Annotated in this window: 21 protein-coding genes; 17 read left to right on the plus strand and 4 right to left on the minus strand. The window is 35.0% G+C overall.

The window, feature by feature from the left end; translation table 11 throughout:
• Nucleotides 1-594 precede the first annotated feature (594 nt).
• The 5 genes from E0F91_RS12690 to E0F91_RS12705 all read left to right on the plus strand — a co-directional run bounded on the left by E0F91_RS12690 (nt 595) and on the right by E0F91_RS12705 (nt 3928).
• Nucleotides 595-1053, plus strand: coding sequence for a hypothetical protein (locus tag E0F91_RS12690; RefSeq protein ID WP_132066840.1), 459 nt, complete (start codon nt 595-597; stop codon nt 1051-1053).
• Between the two features lie 240 nt (nt 1054-1293).
• Complete coding sequence (locus tag E0F91_RS12695) at nt 1294-2517, plus strand: porin family protein (RefSeq protein ID WP_132066841.1); 1224 nt, start codon at nt 1294-1296, stop codon at nt 2515-2517.
• 163 nt (nt 2518-2680) lie between these two features.
• Nucleotides 2681-2851, plus strand: a complete 171-nt coding sequence (locus tag E0F91_RS17760; protein ID WP_165930130.1) for a hypothetical protein — start codon at nt 2681-2683, stop codon at nt 2849-2851.
• 181 nt (nt 2852-3032) lie between these two features.
• Nucleotides 3033-3440 carry a hypothetical protein gene (locus E0F91_RS12700; protein ID WP_132066842.1) on the plus strand — a complete coding sequence of 136 codons (408 nt, stop codon included), beginning with the start codon at nt 3033-3035 and terminating at the stop codon, nt 3438-3440.
• A gap of 59 nt (nt 3441-3499) precedes the next feature.
• On the plus strand, nt 3500-3928 hold the full coding sequence (locus E0F91_RS12705; RefSeq protein WP_132066843.1) for a copper resistance protein NlpE N-terminal domain-containing protein: 429 nt from the start codon (nt 3500-3502) through the stop codon (nt 3926-3928).
• 245 nt (nt 3929-4173) lie between these two features.
• Here E0F91_RS12705 and E0F91_RS12710 read toward each other — a convergent pair whose 3' ends face one another.
• Nucleotides 4174-5364, minus strand: coding sequence for an ATP-binding protein (locus tag E0F91_RS12710; RefSeq protein WP_132066844.1), 1191 nt, complete (start codon nt 5362-5364; stop codon nt 4174-4176).
• A gap of 398 nt (nt 5365-5762) precedes the next feature.
• Here E0F91_RS12710 and E0F91_RS12715 point away from each other — a divergent pair, with 398 nt between their 5' ends.
• From E0F91_RS12715 to E0F91_RS12740, 6 genes are all read left to right on the plus strand, one after another.
• Nucleotides 5763-8054, plus strand: a complete 2292-nt coding sequence (locus E0F91_RS12715) for a DNA topoisomerase 3 (RefSeq protein WP_132066845.1) — start codon at nt 5763-5765, stop codon at nt 8052-8054.
• A gap of 263 nt (nt 8055-8317) precedes the next feature.
• The gene (locus E0F91_RS12720) at nt 8318-8797 is read left to right on the plus strand and encodes a DUF6265 family protein (protein ID WP_132066846.1); all 480 of its coding nucleotides are present in this window, start codon (nt 8318-8320) and stop codon (nt 8795-8797) included.
• 450 nt (nt 8798-9247) lie between these two features.
• Nucleotides 9248-10744: an ankyrin repeat domain-containing protein gene (locus E0F91_RS12725; RefSeq protein WP_132066847.1), complete on the plus strand. Its 1497-nt coding sequence runs from the start codon at nt 9248-9250 to the stop codon at nt 10742-10744.
• 16 nt (nt 10745-10760) lie between these two features.
• The gene (locus E0F91_RS12730; RefSeq protein ID WP_132066848.1) at nt 10761-11243 is read left to right on the plus strand and encodes a DUF2271 domain-containing protein; all 483 of its coding nucleotides are present in this window, start codon (nt 10761-10763) and stop codon (nt 11241-11243) included.
• Nucleotides 11244-11334: 91 nt separating this feature from the next.
• Complete coding sequence (locus E0F91_RS12735; RefSeq protein WP_132066849.1) at nt 11335-13533, plus strand: PepSY domain-containing protein; 2199 nt, start codon at nt 11335-11337, stop codon at nt 13531-13533.
• A 328-nt stretch (nt 13534-13861) separates the two neighbouring features.
• A complete protein-coding gene (locus tag E0F91_RS12740) occupies nt 13862-14863 on the plus strand; it encodes an FAD:protein FMN transferase (RefSeq protein WP_132066850.1) in 1002 nt (333 codons plus the stop codon).
• A gap of 226 nt (nt 14864-15089) precedes the next feature.
• Here the strand turns inward: E0F91_RS12740 and E0F91_RS18230 are convergent, their stop codons facing one another.
• Nucleotides 15090-15263, minus strand: coding sequence for a type II toxin-antitoxin system HigB family toxin (locus E0F91_RS18230; RefSeq protein WP_132066907.1), 174 nt, complete (start codon nt 15261-15263; stop codon nt 15090-15092).
• A 255-nt stretch (nt 15264-15518) separates the two neighbouring features.
• Nucleotides 15519-18152 carry a valine--tRNA ligase gene (locus E0F91_RS12750; protein WP_132066851.1) on the minus strand — a complete coding sequence of 878 codons (2634 nt, stop codon included), beginning with the start codon at nt 18150-18152 and terminating at the stop codon, nt 15519-15521.
• A gap of 211 nt (nt 18153-18363) precedes the next feature.
• Here E0F91_RS12750 and E0F91_RS12755 point away from each other — a divergent pair, with 211 nt between their 5' ends.
• A complete protein-coding gene (locus E0F91_RS12755) occupies nt 18364-18750 on the plus strand; it encodes a DUF1573 domain-containing protein (RefSeq protein ID WP_132066852.1) in 387 nt (128 codons plus the stop codon).
• 56 nt (nt 18751-18806) lie between these two features.
• Here E0F91_RS12755 and E0F91_RS12760 read toward each other — a convergent pair whose 3' ends face one another.
• Entirely contained in the window at nt 18807-20135 is a 1329-nt protein-coding gene (locus E0F91_RS12760; protein WP_132066853.1) for a PDZ domain-containing protein, read from the minus strand.
• Between the two features lie 126 nt (nt 20136-20261).
• Here E0F91_RS12760 and E0F91_RS12765 point away from each other — a divergent pair, with 126 nt between their 5' ends.
• The 5 genes from E0F91_RS12765 to lgt all read left to right on the plus strand — a co-directional run bounded on the left by E0F91_RS12765 (nt 20262) and on the right by lgt (nt 25365).
• Nucleotides 20262-21467, plus strand: coding sequence for a pyridoxal phosphate-dependent aminotransferase (locus E0F91_RS12765; protein ID WP_132066854.1), 1206 nt, complete (start codon nt 20262-20264; stop codon nt 21465-21467).
• Between the two features lie 224 nt (nt 21468-21691).
• Complete coding sequence (folE, locus tag E0F91_RS12770; protein ID WP_073353927.1) at nt 21692-22363, plus strand: GTP cyclohydrolase I FolE; 672 nt, start codon at nt 21692-21694, stop codon at nt 22361-22363.
• A 171-nt stretch (nt 22364-22534) separates the two neighbouring features.
• The gene (gene cysS, locus E0F91_RS12775) at nt 22535-24013 is read left to right on the plus strand and encodes a cysteine--tRNA ligase (protein ID WP_132066855.1); all 1479 of its coding nucleotides are present in this window, start codon (nt 22535-22537) and stop codon (nt 24011-24013) included.
• Nucleotides 24014-24108: 95 nt separating this feature from the next.
• Nucleotides 24109-24348: a membrane protein insertion efficiency factor YidD gene (gene yidD / locus E0F91_RS12780; RefSeq protein WP_073353924.1), complete on the plus strand. Its 240-nt coding sequence runs from the start codon at nt 24109-24111 to the stop codon at nt 24346-24348.
• Nucleotides 24349-24411: 63 nt separating this feature from the next.
• Complete coding sequence (gene lgt / locus E0F91_RS12785) at nt 24412-25365, plus strand: prolipoprotein diacylglyceryl transferase (protein WP_132066856.1); 954 nt, start codon at nt 24412-24414, stop codon at nt 25363-25365.
• Nucleotides 25366-25405: the final 40 nt, after the last annotated feature.

Genomic DNA, 25405 nt, shown 5'->3' on the forward strand with positions numbered 1-25405 from the left:
AACTACATCTAATTTTGATTTTGAAATGTCAATACCTACGTAAAATAAATAGTTTTTCATAACTTTGAATTTAGGATAAACAAAAATGTTGAACTTCTTTAGAGCCTTTATTAGACCTTGATGTCTATCATTCTATTTGAAGCAATTCAACGGGATTCAAGGAGAAGACAGAGGACTAATGCGCTAAATAAGTCACAAACTTGGCGGATTTGATAGTTCACCTCTGTTTTCCTTTGAATAAATTTAATGTTTTTTTGTCAAATACAAAGTAAAGGCAGTTTTGTAAACTGTGCCCACAAAGATGATCAAATAACAAACAAACTAGATAGGATAGCTTCGTTCCTCGCAATGACTTAGTGAAGACAAAGCAAGTCAATAACCCGATCGTTAACATATGCAAAATCGTTAGTGCAGTTTGTCAACTGTGCCCACAATGATGAGCAAATAAAACAATAGATAACCACTAGATGAGATATGAATTAGATTGTGGGCACGAGCGGGACACTCGCGCTAGCGTGAAAGAAGTTTTTTCACGAACTGACTGTTGTTATCACGATCTACAAAACTGTAAGCGTAAACTAAATCTAGAAAAAAATGGAGAAAAACTTTTATATCCCCAATAGACAAAAATTATTGTTTATGGCCGAGGAATTGCATAAACAAGGTTTTGGAAATCTTACTGTAATTCCATCATTGGCACCATCCGGAATACATTGGCGCTGCAGTTTCACTGACGAAAATCAAAAAAATGATGTGATTTCATCTAATTGGATAACCGACCAGGAAAACCAGGATTTAAAGAAAGAAATTAAGAAAACCATCCAAGAACTAGCGGACTTGTTTATAAAAGAAAATTTTGAATTTATTACTTGTTGTAAAGGCCGAAATGAAGAATACACAAAATGGTACAGTGGCATGTTAAAACAAATCAAAGAACACGAACTACCGTATGCATTTGGAGATTATGAAATGCAAAAAGGATTTTGGAGGACAACAAGCGGAAATGAAATAAAAACTTTAAACCCCGATCGCTCTGATATACACAATCGTTAGCGCAGTTTTGTAAACTGTGCCAAAAATGATGAACAAATAAAACAATAGATAACTACTGGGTGAGATGGCGCCCGTTCAACGCAATGACTTAATCCCAATCACACAATTATACAAAAAATCCGTTTTTTAAACAATTTTTAATTCTAAGCTTAAATTGTATATATTTACTCATCACATAACACGCTCCTATAATTAGCTCAAATAACGTTATGAGGCGCTTTATCCTAAAAAAAATAAAATATGAAAAAAAGATTACTATTACTTTTACTTACAATCTTAAGTTTTGATGCGTCGGCACAAATTTCTTTTGAAAAAGGATACTTTATTACAAATGATGGAGAAAAAATTGATTGTCTTATCAAAAATATCGATTGGAGAAACAACCCCGTGGATTTTGAATATCAGCTTGTACAAAACGGTGCATTGATGAATGAAAACATCAAATCCGTACAAGAATTTGGAATTTACGATAACTCAAAATACGTTAGAAGTACTGTTAAAATAGATAAATCTGAAAATAATCTTAACAATTTGAGTGATGATAAAAATCCAATATTTATAGAAGAACAACTTTTTTTAAAAGTATTAATCGAAGGCAAATCTAATTTATACCAATATGAAAATGGAAACTTACGACGATTCTTCTACAATAAAGATGATGGGAATATTGAACAGTTGGTTTTTAAAAATTTTAAAAATTACGAAAACAAAACAGGGGAGAACAATCAATTTAGACAGCAGTTATGGAATGACTTAAAATGTCCTAGCTTTACACTCAATAAAATGACAAATTTAAAGTACCAAAAAAATAGTCTCGTCGCTTATTTTACGGAGTACAATAAATGCAACAATTCAGCATTCATTAACTATGAAAATAAAGTTAAAAAAGATTTATTTAATTTATCCATTAGACCGCGTTTGAATAATTCCTCTTTCTATGTAGAGGATCTTGTTTCTAATTCTCCTGATATAGATTTTGGAAATAAATCAGGATTCAGCTTTGGTGTTGAAGCAGAATTTATACTACCCTTCAATAGGAATAAATGGGCTTTAACCATTGAACCAATTTATCAGAATTACAAATCCGAAAAAGCAGTTAATGGAAGCTTCTTTTCTGGTCGAGAACAAATTGTAAATGCTAATTATAATTTCGTTGAGATTCCAATAAGTGTGAGACATTACTTTTTTCTCAATAAAGATAGCAAAGTTTTTATCAATGCTTCCTACATAATCGCTTTCAGTTCAAATTCATCATTAGAATTTACAAGCCCTCCCTTTATCTTTTCCAAATCAGTAGAACTGGTAACTCGAAGCAATTTTGGTTTCGGTGTAGGGTATAAATTTAAGAATAAATACAGCTTAGAAATGCGTACACAAACTGGTAGAAATATTGTGAAAAATTATGGTTTTTGGGATTCAAATTATAAAACATCCTCATTAATATTTGGGTATACACTGTTTTAAGAATTAACCCGATCGCTCTGATATACATCGCTAGCGCAGTTTTGTAAACTGCGCCCAACTAAAACAATAGATAACTGAATGAAATGCCACCAGCTATGCAAAGTATAAATATTACGTAACATTTAGAGATACTATTGATTAATCTATTAATAAAAAAATCAAAATGAACGATATTGAATTTACGATAAAAAATGTTTTAAAAATAGTAACTGACTATTTAATAGGAGGAAAATATAAAATTTTAGCTATAACAATTTCACTACTTTTAGCTATAACAATAATTTATAAAGCAGGGAAATCCTTAGGAGAATTTATTTATTATGTTACTGTTTAAGCTCTGAGAAGTATAAATAAGTAGAAATCCTAAAGACGCGTTTGCGACTTTGATTGCAACGATAGACACAATCGTCAGCGCAGTTTTGTAAACTGTACCCACAAAGATGAACAAATAAAAAATAGACAAACTGAACGAGATTACCTAAAAGCATAAAAAAACTACAACTAATTTGGCCAAAATGAATATAAAAAAAGAACACCTAACCAAAGGCTTTATTCTAGCTGGATTGATGAATATCGTTGGCGTATTATTATTTTCGAGATTTTTCAGTAATACTGTAATTCCAGAAACTGACCCTCAAGCCATGTCCAATTTTGGATTGTTAATGATTGTAGTTTGGGGTTTTGCTTACATCGCGGTATCCAAAAATTTTCATCAAGTGAAGTGGTTAATTGCCGTATTTACCATTGAAAAATTAATTTATGCCACGCATTGGACAAGATGGATACTCGACAATAAGATCACAGATGTGCTAGAAAAAGATAAAATGGCCGGGATATTCTATGTGATTTATGGCATTAACGACTGGATGTTTTTTTTATTTTTTTTATTTGTATTCCTACACGTAATTCGCAAAAAAATCTAACCCAATAAAAAAATACCAAAAGCAGCAAAAAGTACTAACTTAGTATACAAATCAAACTGATGAAATCACTACTGACCCTATTATTTGTACTATTCAATCTGACTGTATTTGCGCAATCAAATGGGTTTTCCGGTGATTACAATCGCACCATAAATACGACAGAAAATGACCTGTTGGACTATAAATTAACTTTAAATCAGGATGGCACATTCGTATTTCATTATTATTCTAAAATTAAAAACGGAATTCCACCTGAAGTACATAAATACGGAAAAGGAAAATGGAGTGCAAAAGACAATGTGATTACTTTCACTTCGAACAAACAAGAAGACTTTGATGAGAAATACACGTTGGATTTCAACACATCGAAAGCGCGATTTGTGACTAAAAATCCAAGAGATAAAAGTGACCGAATCATCAAGACCAAACTCACATTTGTAGCATCAGCAATTCCATGGATGCAAAGAATAGATATTTTTAAAATATAAATTTGCATAATAGCGTACATACTCTGCGAAGTGTGAATAAGTCGTAATAGCAAAATATAATCGTGATTGCTCTGCGAAGCCTCCCGACTACGCAACTGTTCCAACAATCAACAAACACAGGAAAACAAGGGTTGCTAAAATAAGAATGGCATAGAGGTACAGGTACGAAGTCGGGAAACTTAGGACAGCACTCCATTAAATATTATGATTGCTTAACCAAAAAATCCCAACAAAAACATGCTACACTAATACATAAACCCAAACAGCCAAACTGGAATTATAGTCCCATACCCTATTTCTATCATATCTTTGGCAATGTATGAATCTGGGATATCGATAATTTGTTTCCTAGTTTTGTTTTTGCCTCCTATTTCGAAAGTATACTTTTTATTGACCAGAAAATCGGCTTGAGCAGACCCATTAATTTCATGTAAATCTTTGAATTGATTTAAGAAAAACGTTTCTCTAACATTGCCAATATTGATATTCTCTTTTGCTAAAACATACATCAAATTAGTATTGTTCAAGAACAATTTTTCGGGTTTCGTCAAAACGCCAATTCCTGATGTGTCTTTGTACAATTCGTTTACTAATCCTGCACGGTCTAGGATTTTTATCGCCTGAATTAAGGTGTTTCTAGAAACGCCCACTTTTTCGCTTAATTTGGTAATATTGGGCTTAAATGGCGCGCTCGTTGCAACGGTTATCAATAATTTTTTCAATTTGACCAAAGTTTCATAATTCAAATCTTCGACTGCATTAATATCTATTTCTATGATTAAATTTATAGTGTTGCGCCATTTTTGAGGATAATCATTCTCACTTTCTTTGAAATACGGGTATGCTCCCATTTGCAAATATTTTGCAAAAAGAGGCAAGGGCTTCAGCTCTTCCAACATTTTTGAAGCTATTTCGTTGTGGTTACTCAGAATTTCTTCTAAAGAAAAAACGGGAAATTTTTTATTGGTATCCAACTCAATAAATTCCCTAAAAGACAACTCTTTTAAGGTATAAGAAACCGCTCTTCGGCTCAAATCCGATTCGGATTTGTAAATTTCGAGTATTGAAGATGAAGTAAAAATAATACTTAAGGCTGGGAAATTGTCATAAATTAATTTGATCTCTCTAGACCAATTGGGATATTTATGCACTTCGTCTAATAGTAAATGAGTGCCCCCAAATTTCACAAACAGCTTTGCCAAATCATATAATTTATTTTCAAAAAAATAAATATGATCCAAACTTACATAGAGGGTGCTTTTAAGTGGTAATTTTCTTTTTGCAATTTGCAACAATAAAGTCGTTTTTCCTGAACCTCTAGCTCCTTTTACAGCAATTAATGGGTTATTCAAATCTATTTTATCTATCAAATACTGTTGGAATTTCAAGGATACAAAAGTGATTTTTTCTTGAAATTCTAAAATAAGATCTTCCATACTGTTGTTTTTAAACAACATTTTCAAAATTATCTAAGAAAAAAATTATCAGTAAATGAGCATATAACGAAGTAATCACCGGTATTTTTTTTCGTTATTATGAAAATAAAACGAAATATTTAGCCCTGATGGAAGTGGCATCCCACGCTTTTTAGCGTGGATACAGCGGACAGCAGGACGGTTCGTGATTGAAAATACCATTCGTTCTGCTCCTAAAAAAACTTCAAGTTCTTTCTATTCTACAAATCCTTATGCAATGTTGTTAAATGAAAAATAATAAATAAAAATGATTTCAGATTTTTGATTTCAGATTTGGTAGCCGTTCATAACTCCTACCGATTTCTTTTTAATACCAATTTCTAAATTCCTAATTTGCGCCTTCAAAATAAGTAGTAAAAATGAAGGTCTGTATTGCCGAAAAACCAAGTGTCGCTAGAGAAATCGCATCCGTTTTGGGAGCCAATACCAAGCACGACGGGTATTTTGAAGGCAATGGGTATCAAGTAACGTACACCTTTGGGCATTTATGCACCTTGAAAGAACCAAACGATTACAAACCCCATTGGAAAAGTTGGGACCTCAACAATTTACCCATGCTTCCTGATAAATTTGAAACCAAAGTGGTGGCCAATTCGGGGATTCAAAAGCAGTTCAGAATCATAAAAAGTCTGTTCGACAAAGCTGAGTTGGTTATCAACTGCGGGGATGCTGGGCAAGAAGGAGAACTCATTCAGCGTTGGGTGATGAATGAAGCACAATACAAAGGCGAAGTACAGCGCTTGTGGATTTCATCGCTGACTACCGAAGCCATCAAAGAAGGTTTTAATAACCTAAAACCATCAGCCAATTATGACAATTTATACTATGCCGGATTTTCCAGAGCCATTGGCGACTGGTTACTCGGTATGAATGCGACCCGTTTGTATACCGTAAAACATGGCGGATACAAACAAGTATTGTCTATCGGACGGGTGCAAACCCCAACTTTAGCAATGGTCGTGTACCGATTTAAAGAAATTGAGAATTTTAAACCACAACCGTATTGGGAGTTGCAAACCTTGTATCGAGAAACGCTTTTTAGCTATGAGGAAGGCCGTTTTTTGAAAAAAGAAGATGGTGAACTTTTGGCCAATAAAGTCAAGGAAAGTGAATTCGAAATTGTTTCTGTCGAAAAAAAGAATGGCAATGAGTTTGCACCAAAACTGTTTGATTTAACAGGTTTACAGGTGTATTGCAACACTAAGTTTGGATTTTCGGCAGATGAAACGCTCAAAATTGTACAAACATTGTACGAACAAAAAGTGGTCACTTACCCCAGAGTTGATACCACATTTTTGCCCAATGATATTTATCCAAAAGTACCAGGAATACTAAAAAACTTAACGAATTATGCTGCGTTGACGCAACCGCTTTTGGAAAAAAAGATTAAAAAATCATCCAAAGTTTTCAACGATAAAAAAGTTACGGATCACCACGCAATTATTCCGACTGGTGTGCAAAACAAGTTACAATACAATCAGCAACAGGTGTATGATAGTATTACCAAGCGATTTATTGCCGTTTTTTATGACGATTGTTTGGTTGCTAATACCACCGTTGTCGGAAAAGCGGCCGATGTTTTATTTAAAACCACCGGAAAAGAAATCTTGAAAAAAGGTTTTCGCGTAGTCTTTGAAGACCCGAATGCCAAAGAAAAAGAAGCCGATATCCTGCCGAGTTTTGTTGTAGGTGAAAAAGGACCACACCAACCCTCGTTTTTAGAAAAGGAAACCAAACCACCGAATCAGTTTACCGAAGCGACTTTATTGCGTGCTATGGAAACAGCCGGCAAACAAGTGGATGATGAAGATTTACGCGAATTGATGAAAGAAAACGGTATCGGGCGTCCATCAACACGGGCCAATATTATTGAAACACTTTTTAGACGCCAATACATTGTACGCAACAAAAAACAGGTTTTACCAACACCAACGGGGATTCAACTGATTGATACGATTCAAAATGATTTGGTTAAGTCGGCTGAATTGACGGGTTCTTGGGAAAAGCAATTGAAAGATATTGAAAAAGGAACGTTTACTGCCGGATCTTTTATCAAGAACATGAAACTAATGGTGGCTACTTTGGTGGATGAAGTGCGCAGTGAAAGCAGACGTGCCAACATTTCGCATGTAGGAACGATCCAAAAAGAAGTGGCTAAAGTAGAGAAAAAGAAAGCGGCAGGGATTTTGGCTGAAGCCTGTCCGAAATGCAAAAAAGGAACTATTATCAAAGGTAAATCTTCATTTGGCTGTTCCAATTATAAAGCGGGTTGCACTTTTTTATTGCCTTACACTTTTGCGGAGAAAAAAATGTCCGAGAATCAGTACCTGCGATTGCTTCAAAAAGGATCTACCGTAAACTTGAAAGACTTTAAAACGGATGCAGGCGTTGTGGAAGGTTTGCTTCGCTTTGACGAAAATTTCAAACTCATTTTAGAACCTAAGAAAACTTTGGTGAAAGTCGTTCCTGACGAATTAACCTGTCCGAAATGTCAGAAAGGAACCGTGCTAAAAGGAAAAACCGCTTATGGTTGCAGTCACTATAATTCGGGCTGCGACTTCAAAGTGACTTTTGATACAGTCAGATTAAGACTAAAAGATCAAAAACCGACAAAAGAATTGGTATATGCTATTTTGAAAGAAAGTAGTTAAGAATTCAAGACAAACACATTAAAAGAGTCAACACGACCCGAACGATAGCGAACGGGCGAAGCAATTTCACGAATTTTAGTCCCAATAAAGCTATTTTGCAAAGTGACACAAAGGCAACACAGAGATTCACAAAATTTAATAAATAATTCTTTGCGTATCGCTGCGTTTTTTTCTCTGCATATCGCTGTGAAATTAAAAAAATACACCAATACTATTTTTTCATACTTTAGCTCAATATAAATAACCACATAAAATGTAAGCTTATGTTTCAAAAAACCATATTTCTAGTGCTTTTACTTACTATAGTTTCTTGTAAAGATTCTGATGCAAAAGAAAAAGAAAAAATAAAAGCTGCCAATTGGCTTTTGGGAAATTGGGAAAACAAAGCCGTTGATGGTACTCTGACCGAATATTGGAAAAAAGTAAACGACAGCACTTTTCAAGCAACTTCCTACTTCATCAAAGAAAAAGACACGCTGCACTTTGAATCCATAACCTTACAACAAAAAGGAGAAGTGCTAACGTATACTGCAACCGTAAAAGGACAAAATAATGACAATCCGGTCGCTTTTAAATTAACGGGTGAAACAGAAAAACAAATGGTTTTTGAAAATCCAAAACACGATTACCCTCAAAAAATAAGTTACACCCAAATTAATGCAGACAGTTTAGTGGCAAAAATTTCGGGAATCCAACAAGGAAAACCAAGTTCTGAACAGTTTTCGATGAAAAAAATCAAATAAAACCTTAACCCTTTATATCCAAATCAAAACCTTGCACGAAATTGTAAGGTTTTTTTATGCTCAAAAAAGTAAAATCAAGAAAAAATAATTGCTTTTCCACAAAGTTTGATTAATACATGCCACATAAAAAGCTATCACATGCTGCATGGATGCAACAAAAAAAGCAAAACCAAAATAACAACTTTATTAATTTATAGCAATCTTATATCAAGAGGTTTAAGATTCCAGCGTTAAACCTTTTGTTGATTTTGGTGTCAAAAAAGAATAGTTTGGAATAACATATTTATAGTTGATGAAAACAAAAAGTTAAATGTGAACCGGTAAAAAAAAAGTGATAATTGCTGTTTTATTTGCTTGTCATATTAGATTAATTTTTACATTTGCATTATTCTTATTTAATCTAAATAATAATACAATTTACTTTACTAGTTAAGAAACCCTATAAAAATTATGAAAAAGAATCTTTTCATCTCTTTTGCCTTAGTCGCTACTTTATTTGTGAATGCGCAGCAAAAAAACACACTTTTGGAGCAGTCATTCTGGAAAACATCACCAGATGTAAATGCAGTTAAAGCTGAAATTGCAAAAGGAAACAGCCCTTCAGCCGCTACTCCAAATGCTTTTGATGTTACTGTTATGGCTATTAATAATGATGCGCCTGCAGCAACAATACAATTCTTACTGGAGCAACCCGGGAATGAAGTCAGCAAATTGACGCACGACAATCGTATTTATTTACACTGGGCCGCCAACAAAGGAAATGTAGCAATTGTAGAATACCTTATCAGCAAAGGATCTGATCTTAATTTAGAAGACAGCAAAGGAGAAACTCCGCTAACATTTGCAGCTATTGGAGGTCAAAACAATACCGCACTGTATGATGCCTTTTTTAAAGCAGGAACCGATCCAAAGAAAAAATACAAAGACGGTGTCAACCTGTTATTAATGGCTATCGCATCCGACAAAAACCTCGCGCTTACTACTTATTTCACAACCAAAGGAATGTCAATTAAGGATACTGACAGTGATGGAAATACCGCTTTTGATTACGCTGCAAAATCAGGCAACCTACCGCTATTAAAATCCCTATTAGAAAAAGGAGTAAAAAATACTGACAGTGCACTGCTGTTTGCAGCACAAGGTTCCCGTAGAGATGTGACACCTCTTGAAACCTACAAATACTTAGTTGAAGATTTAAAAATCAAACCTACTGCGACAAGCAAATCAGGTGAAACGGTGCTTCATTTATTGGCAAGCAAACCCAACCAAACCGAAATTATAAATTACTTTTTATCCAAAGGCGTAGATGCTAATAAAGTCAATAATGAAGGAAATACAGCAGTAATGGCATCTGCTTCTGCTAGAGATAATGCAGTATTAGAACTGTTATTACCAATAGTAAAAAACAACAATGTTCAAAATCTAAAAGGAGAATCGGCATTGACAATGGCTATAAAAGCAGGAACTCCTGAGGCAGTTGCACTTCTTTTGAACAAAGGTGCAGATGCAAAAGTACTGGATAAAGACGGGAACAATTTAGGATATTACCTGATTCAATCCTACAAACCATCAGGTCGCGGACCAGAGGCAACGACTCAAGATCCTTTTGAAACCAAAATAAAATTACTTCAAGATAAAGGTTTAAACTTAGCCACTCCTCAAAAAGACGGGAATACATTGTATCATTTCGCCATAATTAAAAACGATTTGGCTTTATTGAAAAAAATCGGCGCTTTAAACATCGATATCAATGCCAAAAACAAAGATGGTTTAACAGCATTGCACAAAGCAGCTATGATTTCTAAAGACGATGCGATATTGAAATACTTAGTATCCATAGGTGCAAAAACAGACATTATCACTGATTTTGACGAGAGTGCCTATGCCTTGGCACAAGAAAATGAGACATTAACAAAAAACAAAATTTCTTTAGACTTTTTAAAATAAAAAATAGCATAAACACATGAAATCAATCTTAAAAATCAGCCTTTCAATAGCCTTTTTGTTCCTTGTATCAGCTACGGTTTCAGCACAAACGAGCAAATACAAATGCATGCTGCAAATGTCAAACTACATGGGCGAAGGCGCTTATATTGTAGTTTCACTTGTAAACGCTAAAGGCGAATATGTAAAAACATTGTATGTAATGGGTGACGATAAAAAATGGTACAAAACGATAAAAGAATGGCATAAATTCTATTCTAAAAAACCAGAAAACATCAGTGCCAAAACGGGAGCTTCTGTAACTGGCGGCGATCGCAGCATTACCACAATAGAAATTGAAGATGCTAAAATCAACAAAGGCTATAAATTGCGATTTGAAACTGCAGTAGAAGATCATAAATATTACGCCGCTGATTTAGAAATTCCGCTTACAACGGAAGGAATTGCTGCAAAAACGGAAGGTAAAAACTACATTCGCTACGTAAGATTGAACAAAATCTAAAACAAACAGCTTTTACATCAAACCATTTAAGTCATATGAGCTTTTACAAAACGTAAAACTTATATGGCTTATATGTTAAAATTTATTACCAATGACTCTTTCTTTTTGGCGTTACTCACACTTGGCTTTGGCTGTATTTTCTGCTGCGTTTCTAGTATTAGCATCCGTAACTGGCGTCATCCTTGCCGTCGATGCCATACAAGAGAAAACACCGCCCTACAAAGTAGAAAATTTCGAAAAGATAACCCTTGGAAAAACCTTACCTGTACTTAAAAAAGCATATCCTGAAATAACGGAATTGAGTGTTAACCACAATCAATTTGTAACTCTGCAAGGTATCGACCAAGAAGACAATGATATCAATGCCTATATTAACGCAAGAACTGGAAAAATACTTGGACAACCCATCAAAAAAGGGGAATTTATACAATGGACAACAGCGCTGCACCGTTCTTTATTTCTTAAAGAAACCGGGCGTTTTATTGTGGGCTTTATTTCCTTTTTGTTGGTATTAATTTCCATTTCGGGTTTTGCTTTAATACTCAACCGCCAAAGAAGTCTTCGCAGTCTATTTTCTAAAATTGTAAAAGAAAATTTCGCTCAATATTACCATGTTTTTTTAGGCCGATTATCGCTGATTCCGATTCTGATTATCGCACTTTCAGGAACCTATTTAACCCTGGAAAAGTTTAATTTTTTCATCGAAAAAACCGATTCAGAAGAAAAAACCGAAATAGTTGCAACTACTCCTATTTCCAAAAAAGGTACTGCTACTTCTATTTTTAAAAACACGCTTCTGGCTGATGTTAAAAAAATTGAATTCCCATTTTCAGATGATCCCGAAGAATATTATATTATTACATTACAAGACCGAGAAATAGAAGTCAACCAGATTACCGGAGCCATTGTCAGCGAAACTCCTTTTCCGCTTCAAACTTTAGTATCGGATTGGAGTCTAGATTTACATACCGGTCGCAGCAGTATTTTATGGGCGATAATTTTAGGAATCGCGAGTTTAAATATTCTCTTTTTTATCTACTCGGGTTTTGCCATGACATTAAAACGAAGAGCGAGCCGCATTAAAAATAAATACAAAGCTGAAGAAAGTACTTTCATTTTGTTAGTTGGTTCCGAAAATGGTAGTTCGCTATTATTTGCCAATGCGATTCAAAAACAATTGCTTGCGCACGGAAAAAAAGTTTTCCTTACCGAGTTAAATAATTATTCGGTATATCCAAAAGCAGAACATCTTATCGTATTTACTTCAACACACGGATTGGGCGATGCGCCATCTAATGCGAGTAAATTTGTTTCGCTTATCAATAAGACGGTACAGCAGCAAAAAATTAATGTTTCGGTAGTCGGATTTGGGTCGAAAGCGTATCCAGATTTTTGTGGTTATGCACAGGAAATTGATGTTTTATTAGCACAACAAAATTGGGCGAAACGCTTGTTAGAATTACAAACCGTAAACGACAAATCAGCAGACGAATTTGTAAGTTGGGTGAAATTATGGAGTGCCAAAACAGGAATTCCACTTTCGGCTACTCCATCTTTATACAATGAAGTTCCAAAAGGTTTACAAAAAATGACAGTACTTGATAAAACGGCTATTTCTGATACCGAGCATACCTTTTTGCTCACATTACGCACCAGCAGAAGCGCTAAGTTTACTTCGGGTGACCTCTTAGCTATTTATCCAGCAAACGACAACCAAGAACGACTTTACTCTATCGGGAATCATAACGGCAACATACAATTAGTGGTGAAATTACATCCTACAGGGTTAGGTTCTGGCTATTTATATACTATGGAACCGGGTTCTGTTTTCAAAGCACGAATCATTAAGAACCAAAATTTCCATTTCCCTAAAAAAGCATCTAAAGTAGCGTTGATTTCAAATGGAACAGGGATTGCTCCTTTTTTGGGAATGATAGAACAAAATAAGAAAAAAACCGAAATTCATTTGTATTGTGGCTTTCGAAAAGCAACTGAAACTGTTTTAGGATATGAAAAATTTGCTGATGAAATGATTAAAAAACAACAACTTAAAAGTTTTTATCTGGCTTTATCCCGTGAAGTAAACCATCACTATGTAATGGATCTAATCAACCGAGATGCTGATTTTTTTATGGATTTACTGTCACAAGGAGGCGTTGTAATGATTTGCGGTTCCCTTGCGATGCAAAAAGATGTGGAAGCAGCTCTTGACACACTTTGTCTAAACAAAACAGGGAAGGGAATTGCTGACTACAAAACTAATGATCAAGTGCTGACGGATTGTTATTAAATCCTCTCCCCTGCCCTCTGCAAAGGAGAGGAGCCGAAACTGGATTGAAAAATTTATGATTAATCGATTTCCCTCTAAGGACTTTTTTGGGGCTTTTAGGTATTTAAATAAATAATGACATCTACAAGGTTTTGGAAATCTTGCAGGAATAAAAATGTTATTACAAGCAAACTCCTTTTACTACGCGTGAGTGATGGCAGTGGAGCTCTTTTTTGGAGAGGCTTTTTTCAGCCTCTCCAAAAAAAGCGGGAACGAACAGCACGACCCGAAGTCTCTTCTTTTTTGATGAGACTTCGGGGCACGCCCAAATTATTTTAAACCAAATTTTATGTCTAAAAAATACTTTTTTTTAATGATTACGTTGCTTCTTGTGGTTCAAGGAAGTTATGGGCAAGCTTTACGAAAAAGAACCACCTTACTTATGGGCAGCCGGTTTGACATTACCATCGTTGCTAAAGATTCGGTATCTGCAGAACAAAACATAGATGCTGTTATTGCCGAAATTACCCGAATAGAAAATTTAATTTCTGATTGGAAACCGGACTCGCAGGTCTCTGAAGTGAATAAAAATGCGGGAATTCGTTCCGTGAAAGTGGACAAAGAAGTTTTTGAATTAACACAAAGAGCGATTCGGTTTTCTGAAATCACTAATGGCGGTTTTGACATCAGTTTTGCGGCAATGGATAAAATCTGGAAGTTTGACGGTTCCATGACTGCCATGCCTTCGGCGGAAGCCATTCAGAAATCGGTTGAAAAAGTGGGTTACAAAAATATAATCTTAGATAGCGTTCAATCCACCATTTTCCTGAAATTAAAAGGGATGAAAATTGGATTTGGCGCTTTAGGAGAAGGATATGCCACAGATAAATGCCGTGACATGATGCTAGCAAAAGGCATCAAAGCCGGTATTATAAACGGATCAGGAGACATGAGTACTTGGGGGAAACAGCCGAATGGAAAAACTTGGAATATTGGTATTACGAATCCTTTTTATCCCGAAAAACTATTGGCTGTAGTTCCCTTAGAACAAGATGCTGTAACCACCTCGGGCAGCTACGAAAAATTTGTTGTTTTTAATGGCAAACGCTATTCGCATATTATCAATCCGTCAACTGGTTATCCCGCTACAGGATTATGTAGCGTGACAGTTTTTGGACCAAATGCAGAAACCGCAAACGGCTTGAGTACTTCTTTAATGGTTCTAGGCAAAAAAGCAGGACTGCTTTTGCTACATAAATACGCTGATTATAGTTGCGTGATGATTACAGATGACGGAAAAGTAGTGAAATCAAAAAACTTCCGAATCAAGAAATTTAAGGCACGACTTTGATTTTTCAAAGCTTAACCTCCAAATTAAAATGCCTTTTCTATAAAAACAAACTTCCTATTTGTGGTTAGAATGTAACATAACACCTTATTTGAAAGCAATTTCATAAATCTAGCACATCTCTTTAGGGCGTGTTAGGCATTGCATAGAAAATTTCCATCATTCGCATCGCCGCATTATTATTCGCATCTTCCGTTTTTAACACTTTTCAATTCATCATATTTTCTATTTATTTTATTAAAATTTTAGTGTCAAATGCAATAATTTCGATATTGATTTTATCATATTCCTCGTGCGTTCCAAACCAAATAACATAACAAGCGCTTTGTAGAAAATTGACAGTAATCACTAGCCGAAAATCATTCCCTTTGCTATTAAAAACTACTCTTCTATTGTTGACAATATTGGCATTACTCTAAACTTCTTTAAGTTTAATAAATGTTTTAAATTCAACTTTTGAAAGCTTATTACACCAAATTAATAAAGGCATTTTTGCCAAGGGAAATACTTTGATATAATGTGAAATCATTTTCTTTACTAAAATTTTCATACACAAATACATTTTTGAATTTTTCAATTTGCGAATTTTTAAAAACCAAAAAATCCCATCTACTTTTTTACAGTAGATGGGATTCTATATTTCTAAAAGATTGAACGGCTATTTCAAACCCGCTAAACTGTGCTCGATAGTTTCAATTTTTGCTAAAGCATCGGCCTCCTTTTGTCTTTCGTTTGCCAATACTTTCTCTGGCGCACCAGCCACAAATTTCTCATTTGCCAGTTTGTTCTGAACAGACTTTAAGAAACCTTGCGTGTACACTAACTCAACTGTAAGTTTAGCAATCTCAGCTTCTACGTCAATGTTTCCGGTGATTGGAATAAAATATTCATTCGATTTCACACGGAACGATAAAGCCCCATTTACTTTATCCGAAACATATTCTAATGAAGTAATATTCCCTAATTTGGTTACAACCGAATCAAAATAAGTAGAAGCGGAATCGTTGTTAATCGCTTTCAATTCGATAGCATCTTTGAACGGAATATTCTTGTCTTTACGAATCGTTCTAATTCCGGATATCACTTCAATTGTGTTTTCGAAATCAGCGATTAAAGCCGCGTTAAACGGTTTCATCTCTGGCCAAGTCGAAACAATTAAGGCTTCTTCTGGAGATCTTTCGGCAAGAATTTGCCAAATTTCCTCCGTTAAAAACGGCATAAATGGATGTAATAATTTCATATTATTTTCGAGCATTTCTATAGCTTTCGCCAAAGTAACGCTGTCGATTGGTTGCTGATAAGCCGGTTTTATCATTTCAAGGAACCAAGAACAAAAATCATCCCAAACCAATTTATAAATCGCCATTAACGCATCGGAAATTCTGTATTTTTCGAAATTGTCTTCGATTTCTATAAGTGTTTGTTGCAATTTGGCTTCGTACCATTCAATCGCCACTTTGGAAGATTCCGGTTGCGATATGGCATCTGAAGCTTCCCAACCTTTTATCAGTTTGAAAGCATTCCATATTTTATTAGTAAACGCTTTTCCTTGGTTACACAATTCTTCATCAAACATAATGTCGTTTCCTGCAGAAGCGCTCAAAAGCAATCCTACACGAACTCCATCGGCACCAAATTTTTCAATTAAATCTAAAGGATCCGGGGAATTTCCTAGTGATTTAGACATTTTACGTCTTTGTTTGTCCCGAACCAATCCAGTCAAATACACATTTGTAAATGGTTTTTTACCGGTGTATTCATATCCTGCAATTATCATTCTGGCTACCCAAAAGAATAAAATATCTGGACCGGTAACTAAATCATTCGTTGGATAATAGTATTTAAAATCTTCACTTTCTGGATCCATAATTCCACCAAAAACGGACATCGGCCACAGCCAAGAAGAAAACCAAGTATCTAAGGCATCAACATCTTGTCTTAAATCTTTTGTTTCAAGTTTCAGGTTTAAAGTTTTCTCTCTCGCTAGCTTTAAGGCTTGCTCAATATTCTCGGCAACCACAAAATCTTCTTTTCCGTCTCCGTAGAAATAAGCAGGAATTTGTTGTCCCCACCACAATTGACGGGAAATATTCCAGTCGCGAATATTGTTCAACCAGTGGGCATAGGTATTATTAAAACGAGCAGGATGCAATTTGATTTCACCATCTTCTAACACCGATTTAATAGCTAGTTTTACCAAATCTTCCATTTTCAAGAACCATTGGTCAGACAAACGTGGCTCTATAACCGCTTTGGTTCTTTCCGAAGTTCCCACTTTGTTCAGGTGAATTTCTGTTTTTGCTAAAGCTCCTATCGTTTCTAATTCTTTGGCAATCGCCTCCCGAACCACAAAACGATCTTTTCCTTGGTAGTGTAATCCAAAACTATTCAACGTAGCATCTTCATTGAAAATATCAATAATCTCCAAATTGTGCTTTTCTCCCAATGCTTTGTCATTGATATCGTGCGCCGGAGTTACTTTCAAACATCCTGTTCCAAATTCAATATCAACATATTCATCTTCGATAATTGGAATTACTCTTCCGCAAATAGGCACAATCGCTTTTTTGCCTTTCAAATGGGTAAATCGTTCGTCATTTGGATTAATACAAATCGCGGTATCTCCAAAAATAGTTTCCGGACGCGTTGTTGCAATCGTGAGGAAATCTTCACTTCCTTCTATTTTATATTTTAAGAAATATAATTTTCCTTGTTGTTCTTCATAAATTACTTCTTCGTCTGACAAGGTTGTCTTCGCTTCAGGATCCCAATTTACCATTCGGTATCCTCTGTAAATCAACCCTTTATTGTATAAATCTACAAAAGATTTAATTACAGATGCCGACATATCTGGATCCATTGTAAATTTGGTTCTTTCCCAATCGCAAGAAGCGCCTAGTTTTTTTAATTGGTCCAGAATTACACCACCATATTTATCTGTCCATTCCCAGGCATGCGCCAAAAATTCTTCGCGAGTCAAATCATTTTTATTGATTCCTTCGGCTTTTAATTTGGCCACCACTTTTGCCTCAGTGGCAATCGAAGCATGATCCGTTCCTGGAACCCAACATGCGTTGAATCCTTTAAGACGCGCTCTTCTAATTAACACATCTTGAATCGTATTGTTCAACATGTGTCCCATGTGCAAAACCCCAGTCACATTTGGAGGTGGAATCACAATGGTGTAGGGTGTTCTATGATCTGGTTCTGAATGAAAATAATTATTTTTCATCCAGTAGTCATACCATTTATTTTCAATAGTTTGAGCGTCAAATTGTGCAGGAATTGTCATTTTATTTTGGATTTGATGATAAGCGAACTTGGTTCATCGATTCAATATGGAATCGACTCAACAGCTTGCCTTAAATCTTTGGTCTGATATTTGTAATTAATCTTGAGAACAAAAGTAAATAATTAAGTACACTATAAAAAGAGAAATAAATATTTGTGCGTTAATTAAAAGGAAGTATATTTACTTTAATGATTAAAAAATAAAAATGAAAATGAAAAAAACTATAATTTTATTTGCATTCGCAATGATCAGTAGTATCGGTTTTGCTCAAAACGGACCTAAAATTGTATTTTCTGCTAAAGACAATACAATTGATTACGGGCGGGTTACAAAGAATGAAGATGGCAGACGCGATTTCACTTTTACCAATACAGGTAATGCGCCACTAATTATCACTAATGTATTATCAACTTGTGGTTGTACCGTTCCTACAAAACCAAATGAACCAATCATGCCGGGAAAAACTGGAAAAATTACCGTGAAATACAATATGGCTCCGGGACCTATCCGAAAAACAATAACTGTGGAATCGAATGCAGTAAATTATGAAGGCGGAAGAGTTGCTCTGAAAATTAAAGGAGAAGTAATTTCCAATTAATACATTATGTATCAAACTAAAATGCTTCTGAACTATTTTTCAGAAGCATTTTTTTTTTACAAAATATCATCGAGTTGAAAAGTGAACTTCAAAATCTGTTTTTGCCTTTCCACTACTAGCGTAATCCACTTATTCTCTATCGATTTAAAAAGGGAATTAATTTCTTGCAACGAATACTTGTAAGGAACAACATCATTAATCATAATAATAATATCCCCTTTTTGCAACCCTGCTTCAGCGGCAGAAGAGTTCTTCCTAACATTAGCAATTTCGAAAATAGGTTTTAGTTTAAATTTATATTTAAAATCCGTCTTGGGGCTTGTACCTCCAGACTCACCATACTTATTAGCTAACGGAACTGTTTCCATCCGGACTGTCTCCTGAATCCATTGCAAACCATTGTGTTGAATCTCGACACCCGTTTTATTATAACTAAAAGGAGTTGAAAATTCACTATTCTTTTTCAAATACAATCGTTGGTTTTGATAGTCAAAAACCACATCAAATCTTTTCATGATTTCGCCACCTATAGATCCCATTCGATCGGGCACCATCGTTACATTTCTAATCGAAATAGAGTCTGGAAAAGCTGCAACTGGCTTACTAAATTCAAAATTAGCCATCTTAAATTTTTGAAGCCGCCCTCTTTTACCTTCAACGTCACCACTAAATCCCCTTCCCAAAAAATCATTAAAATTTTTAACAGGAACTTTTATTAAAGCGGAACGATCTTGAAACAACCAAACTGCATCACTATTACCAATGTCAATCAACAACTTTACCGCAACATCATGATTATCTAGCGTCACTGTGCTATTTACGTATGGCTTATATTTTTCTATAGTTATGGGAATCGTGCTGAATTTCTTTTCAAATTTAGTACGGTTTCTTTCAGTATTCTTGTAAACAACAATCCTCTTTTTATGGTAATTCACTTCGACTAAATTATTTCGGAAAAACTGATAACCAATAATCCCGTTCACAGGAATCCCAATATGAGAAGATAAATTAAACTCAGGATCCAAAACAATATAAAGCATGTGATTCTTAATCATTAGATCGCTAAATTCCAACGTATTATTCGTAGATTTTAATCCTTCAACAGCCGCTTGATTCCCTAGTCCTCTTAGTAATACCTTTTCAATATTAAAAAAACGGACTTCTTTTTTATCCTCTAAACTAAACAATATAGTCTCAGCAACTCCTGTATCTAACAAAAAATTTAGTTCTATTCCATTGACTTTTATAGGTACAAAAACTAAATTATTAATCAACTTAAACGGTACGCTGGTTTTACTTACCTCTTTTTCGAACTGAAATCCTTCTTGTGCAAAAACAGACACAACGTATAGATAGGTAAATAGTAAAAATAGTACTTTTTTCATTTGAATAATTTACATAAAAATACTAAATTAATTCGATCAAAAATGCAGATTTAACACTATATACGTCTATTGATTGTAATAAATTCGAAAAAAAAATCGCAAATTTGCAATTCAATAATTAAGACTATGCCAAAAATATCAAACAAAGGCAAACAAATGCCTGAATCACCAATACGAAAATTGGTTCCATACTCTGAAATAGCTAAGAAAAAAGGAAATAAAGTATATCATTTGAACATTGGTCAACCCGATATAAAAACACCGGAAGTTGCTATGAGTGCGGTTAAAAATATTGATTTAACCATTCTGGAATACAGCCATTCTGCAGGAAACGAAAGCTACAGAAAAAAACTAGCGAACTATTACACAAATCAAGGTATTTCCGTAAATATTGAAGACATCATTATTACAACAGGAGGATCTGAAGCGTTAATGTTTGCCATGGGGAGCACGATGGATCAGGGTGATGAAATTATTATCCCAGAGCCATTTTATGCAAATTATAACGGATTTTCAACGGCGTCTGGCGTGAACGTTATTCCTGTTATCTCAACTATCGAAACGGGTTTTGCACTTCCAGCTGTGGCCGATTTTGAAAAACTGATTACTCCAAAAACAAAAGCTATTCTTATTTGTAATCCAGGAAATCCAACTGGATATTTATATTCCAAAGAAGAAATCATGCAGCTAGCAGCTCTAGTTAAAAAACATGATTTATTCTTGATATCTGATGAAGTGTATCGCGAATTCACTTATGATGGTGACATACATTATTCTGTTATGAGCGTTCCTGGACTTGAAGAACACGCCATTATGATTGATTCGGTTTCAAAAAGATACAGCATGTGTGGTGCGAGAATAGGGTGTATTGTTTCTAAAAATAAGGAAGTGATGACTACCGCGATGAAATTTGCACAAGCACGATTGAGTCCTCCTACTATTGAACAAATTGCAAGTGAAGCAGCACTGGACACACCGCAAAGTTATTTTGACGAAGTAATTTCAGAATATAGAGAACGAAGAGATACTTTAATTGAAGAATTAAACAAAATAGAGGGTGTAATTGTAAGCAAACCTAAAGGTGCTTTTTATTGCATTGCGCAATTGCCAGTGAACAATGCTGACGCTTTCGCTCAATGGCTTTTAGAAAGTTATGACTTAGATGGCGAAACCGTAATGGTTGCACCAGCAGCAGGTTTTTACTCTACACCAGGAATGGGATTGAATCAGGTTCGAATTGCATACGTTTTAAAGAAAGATGACCTGATCAGTGCAGTTCGCATTTTAAAAGCAGCAATTCCAGTTTACAATGCAACACAAACTCAAGCATAAGTAACTAAATTCTTCAGATTTAAAACTGGACTCAACCGGATTTACTATAAAAAAGGCAATAGCGAACTCGTTATTGCCTTTCTTTTTAGGCCTAAAAAAGAAACAAAAACACCTTGCAGAAGCGATAAAGTACGTTTAAATAGTAGGAGCGATAGAAATTCTTTAATTTTTATTATTTATCTTTACCCCTTAAATAATTACACCCACTATAATAGTTGCTTTTAATGATAAATAAAGAAGAATTTCAAGACGAAATAGGAGACAATCATATTAGTTTATCCGCAAAGAATCCAATAAGAGATGATGCTTTCACCATTTCTGATGATGATAAAATCGAAAAAATAAAAAAAGACGTTGAGAACATCCTACTTACACTAGGCATGGACTTGACCGATGATAGTTTAAAAGGCACACCCAATCGTGTGGCTAAAATGTTTGTAAAAGAAATTTTTGGAGGTTTGAATCCTGCAAAAAAACCAAAAGCATCCACTTTTGACAACAATTACAAATATGGTGAAATGTTAGTCGAGAAAAACATCATCGTTTATTCTACTTGTGAACACCATTTATTACCCATTATAGGGAGAGCTCACGTAGGTTATATTTCTAACGGAAGAGTTATAGGTTTATCTAAAATGAACCGCATCGTAGAATATTATGCCAAAAGACCTCAGGTGCAAGAGCGTTTAACGATGCAAATTGTGCAAGAATTACAAATTGCTTTAGGTACTGAAGATGTTGCTTGTGTGATAGATGCTAAACACCTTTGTGTAAATTCTAGAGGAATCAGTGACATCGAAAGCAGCACGGTAACATCCGAGTTTGGCGGAAAATTTAAAGATAGCGTTACTCGTAGAGAATTCTTGGATTATATCAAACTAGAAACAAAGTTCTAAATTCTATTAAACCACAGTGTGACGTGGAATAAAATGGATATTAAACAATAAAATTATTTTAATGCAGAAATGCCCTAGCCCTGATTGAAGTGAAAATCCTTTTTATTCGCCCTTGCGAATAAAAAGATTGAAGCGGAAAGCAGGAAGCAGCTCCAAAAAAAAACAATTGAAATGCCTTTATACAAGAGTCAGACTTTAAAAATATACAATTCACTTTCGGGAGAGAAAGAAACATTTACACCTATTCATGAAGGAAATGTGGGAATGTATGTTTGCGGACCAACTGTTTACAGCAATGTGCATCTTGGAAATGTACGAACATTCATGTCTTTTGACATAATTTTTAGGTATTTTTTGCATTTGGACTACAAGGTTCGCTACGTTCGTAATATTACTGATGTAGGCCATATTGTGGATGATGTAGATGAAGGTGAAGATAAAATTGCAAAAAAAGCACGCTTGGAACAACTAGAACCCATGGAAGTGGTGCAACGATATACCGTAGATTTTCACGATATTTTGAATGCTTTCAACTTCTTACCGCCTAGTATTGAACCAACGGCAACGGGTCATATTATTGAACAGATTGAAATTATCAAGACCATTATTGATAAAGGAATAGGTTACGAAGCCAATGGATCAGTATATTTTGATGTAGTTAAATTCAACAAAACCAATCATTACGGGCGATTAAGTGGACGAAATATCGAGGATATGCTTACCAATACTCGAGATTTAGACGGTCAAACAGATAAAAGAAATCCACAAGATTTTGCGCTTTGGAAAAAAGCAGAAATACAGCACATCATGCGCTGGCCTTCGCCGTGGAGTGATGGATTTCCGGGTTGGCACTTAGAATGTACCGCGATGAGTACGAAATACCTAGGCAATCATTTTGATATTCACGGTGGCGGAATGGACTTAAAATTCCCACATCATGAATGTGAAATTGCTCAAAATGAGGCTTGCACTGGTCAAACTCCCGTTAATTATTGGTTACACGCCAATATGTTAACTTTGAATGGCAAAAAAATGGCTAAATCTACCGGGAATAATATTTTACCACGAGAAATATTAACAGGAGAAAATACTATTTTAAGTAAAGCTTTCTCAGCATCTGTAGCCCGATTTTTTATGCTGCAAGCGCATTACCGCAGTATTCTTGACTTTTCAGATGACGCGATTGTTGCTGCTGAAAAAGGATACAAGCGATTAATGGAGGCAATGAATTCGTTAAAAGAAATCAATGCAGGCTCAAAAAGCACTATAAATATTCCAGCATGGAAGCAATTGTGTTATGATGCCATGAATGATGATTTTAATACGCCTATCCTAATAGCACAGTTGTTTGAAGGTGTTCGCTTTATCAATTTGCTAAAAGAGGAGAAAGAGAGTTTGAATGCAGATGACTTAGATTGTTTTGCAAAAATAATGACTGCATTTGTTTTTGACGTTTTAGGTCTAGAGGACGAAAAAGTTTCAGACAGCACAAACGATAAATTACAAGGAACGGTCAATATGCTAATTGAAATGAGGAAACAGGCTAGAGAAAACAAGAATTTTGCTTTGTCTGATCAAATTAGAGACCAATTGATCACATTAGGAATCCAACTTAAAGATGGCAAAGAAGGTACTACTTTCTCGATTTAATGCCATCCTAGTTCTGATGTTGTGTAACTCTATTAAGCAACGAGCGTAAAAAAGGATAAACGGTATGAGACCTTTGATAATTCCCAACTAAAACTATGAAAATAACTGCTCCATTTATCATTTTAGTCCGGTTTTATCAAGTAGCGATTTCACCGTTCACACCTTCAGCTTGTCGATTTGAGCCCACCTGCTCGTCCTACATGATTGAAGCGCTACAAACTCATGGGTTATTTTACGGAGGATATCTGGGAACTAAACGAATTTTGAGTTGTCATCCTTGGGGAAAAACAGGATATGATCCCGTGCCTAAAAAATCTTGCCTTCATAAACATTAGTTTTTATAGTACAAATTTTACTTTTTATCTTTATTTTTACCTAAAATAACAAAATTACAATACATGACACATGCTTTAAACATTGTTTGGAACCCATCAGAAGGAATCGATTTAGGCTTTTTTATAATTAGGTATTACAGTTTAATGTTTGTCATTGCTTTTGGATTAGGCTGGTATATCATGAAAAATATTTTCGATCGCGAAGGCGAATCGATAGAAAAATTAGACTCTTTATTCATCTGGACCGTATTAGCGACTTTGATTGGTGCTCGTTTAGGACATGTTTTCTTTTACGATTGGGAGTATTACCGCAATCATTTATTAGAGATATTCTTACCCATAAGAGAAAATCCAAACGAAGCTCTATTTAGCATTATTAAAGGTTGGGAATTTACTGGTTTTCAAGGATTAGCAAGCCACGGAGCTGCAATTTCTATCATTATTGCTATGTACTTCTACAGTAAAAATATACTAAAAAAACCGCAGTTATGGATTTTGGATCGCGTGGTAATTCCTGTTGCCAGCGGTGCTATTTTCGTCAGATTGGGTAACTTTTTCAATTCGGAAATCATAGGGTATGAAACAACTTCTCCCTTTGGAATAAAATTCATAAAAGACCACTTTAGTCCTATGGACGCTGTCAATGCAACCCAAATAGCTAATCCTAAAGAGGCTTACACCGCCATTGCAACAGACCCTAAATTTGCGGCTTTATTAGAACAAGTACCAGTAAGACATCCTACGCAATTGTACGAAGCATTTTGTTATGTTTTTGTTTTTGCAATATTATTTTTCTTGTATTGGAAAACTCAAAAAAGAAAATATACAGGATTTATTTTCGGAATGTTTCTAGTGCTATTGTTCACGGTTCGTTTTATTGTAGAATCCGTTAAGGAAAGCCAAGGCGGTTTTGAAAGTGCTCTCGGATTATTTTCAACAGGGCAATGGCTTAGCATTCCTTTTGTACTTATAGGATTGTATTTTATATTTACTGCTGAAAGAGAAATTACGAATTAAAAAAAATAATTTGAAAGCAAAGAAAAGCGTTATCCGGATC

The sequence above is a fragment of the Flavobacterium sandaracinum genome (assembly GCF_004349135.1).
GTDB classification, from domain to species: Bacteria; Bacteroidota; Bacteroidia; order Flavobacteriales; family Flavobacteriaceae; genus Flavobacterium; species Flavobacterium sandaracinum.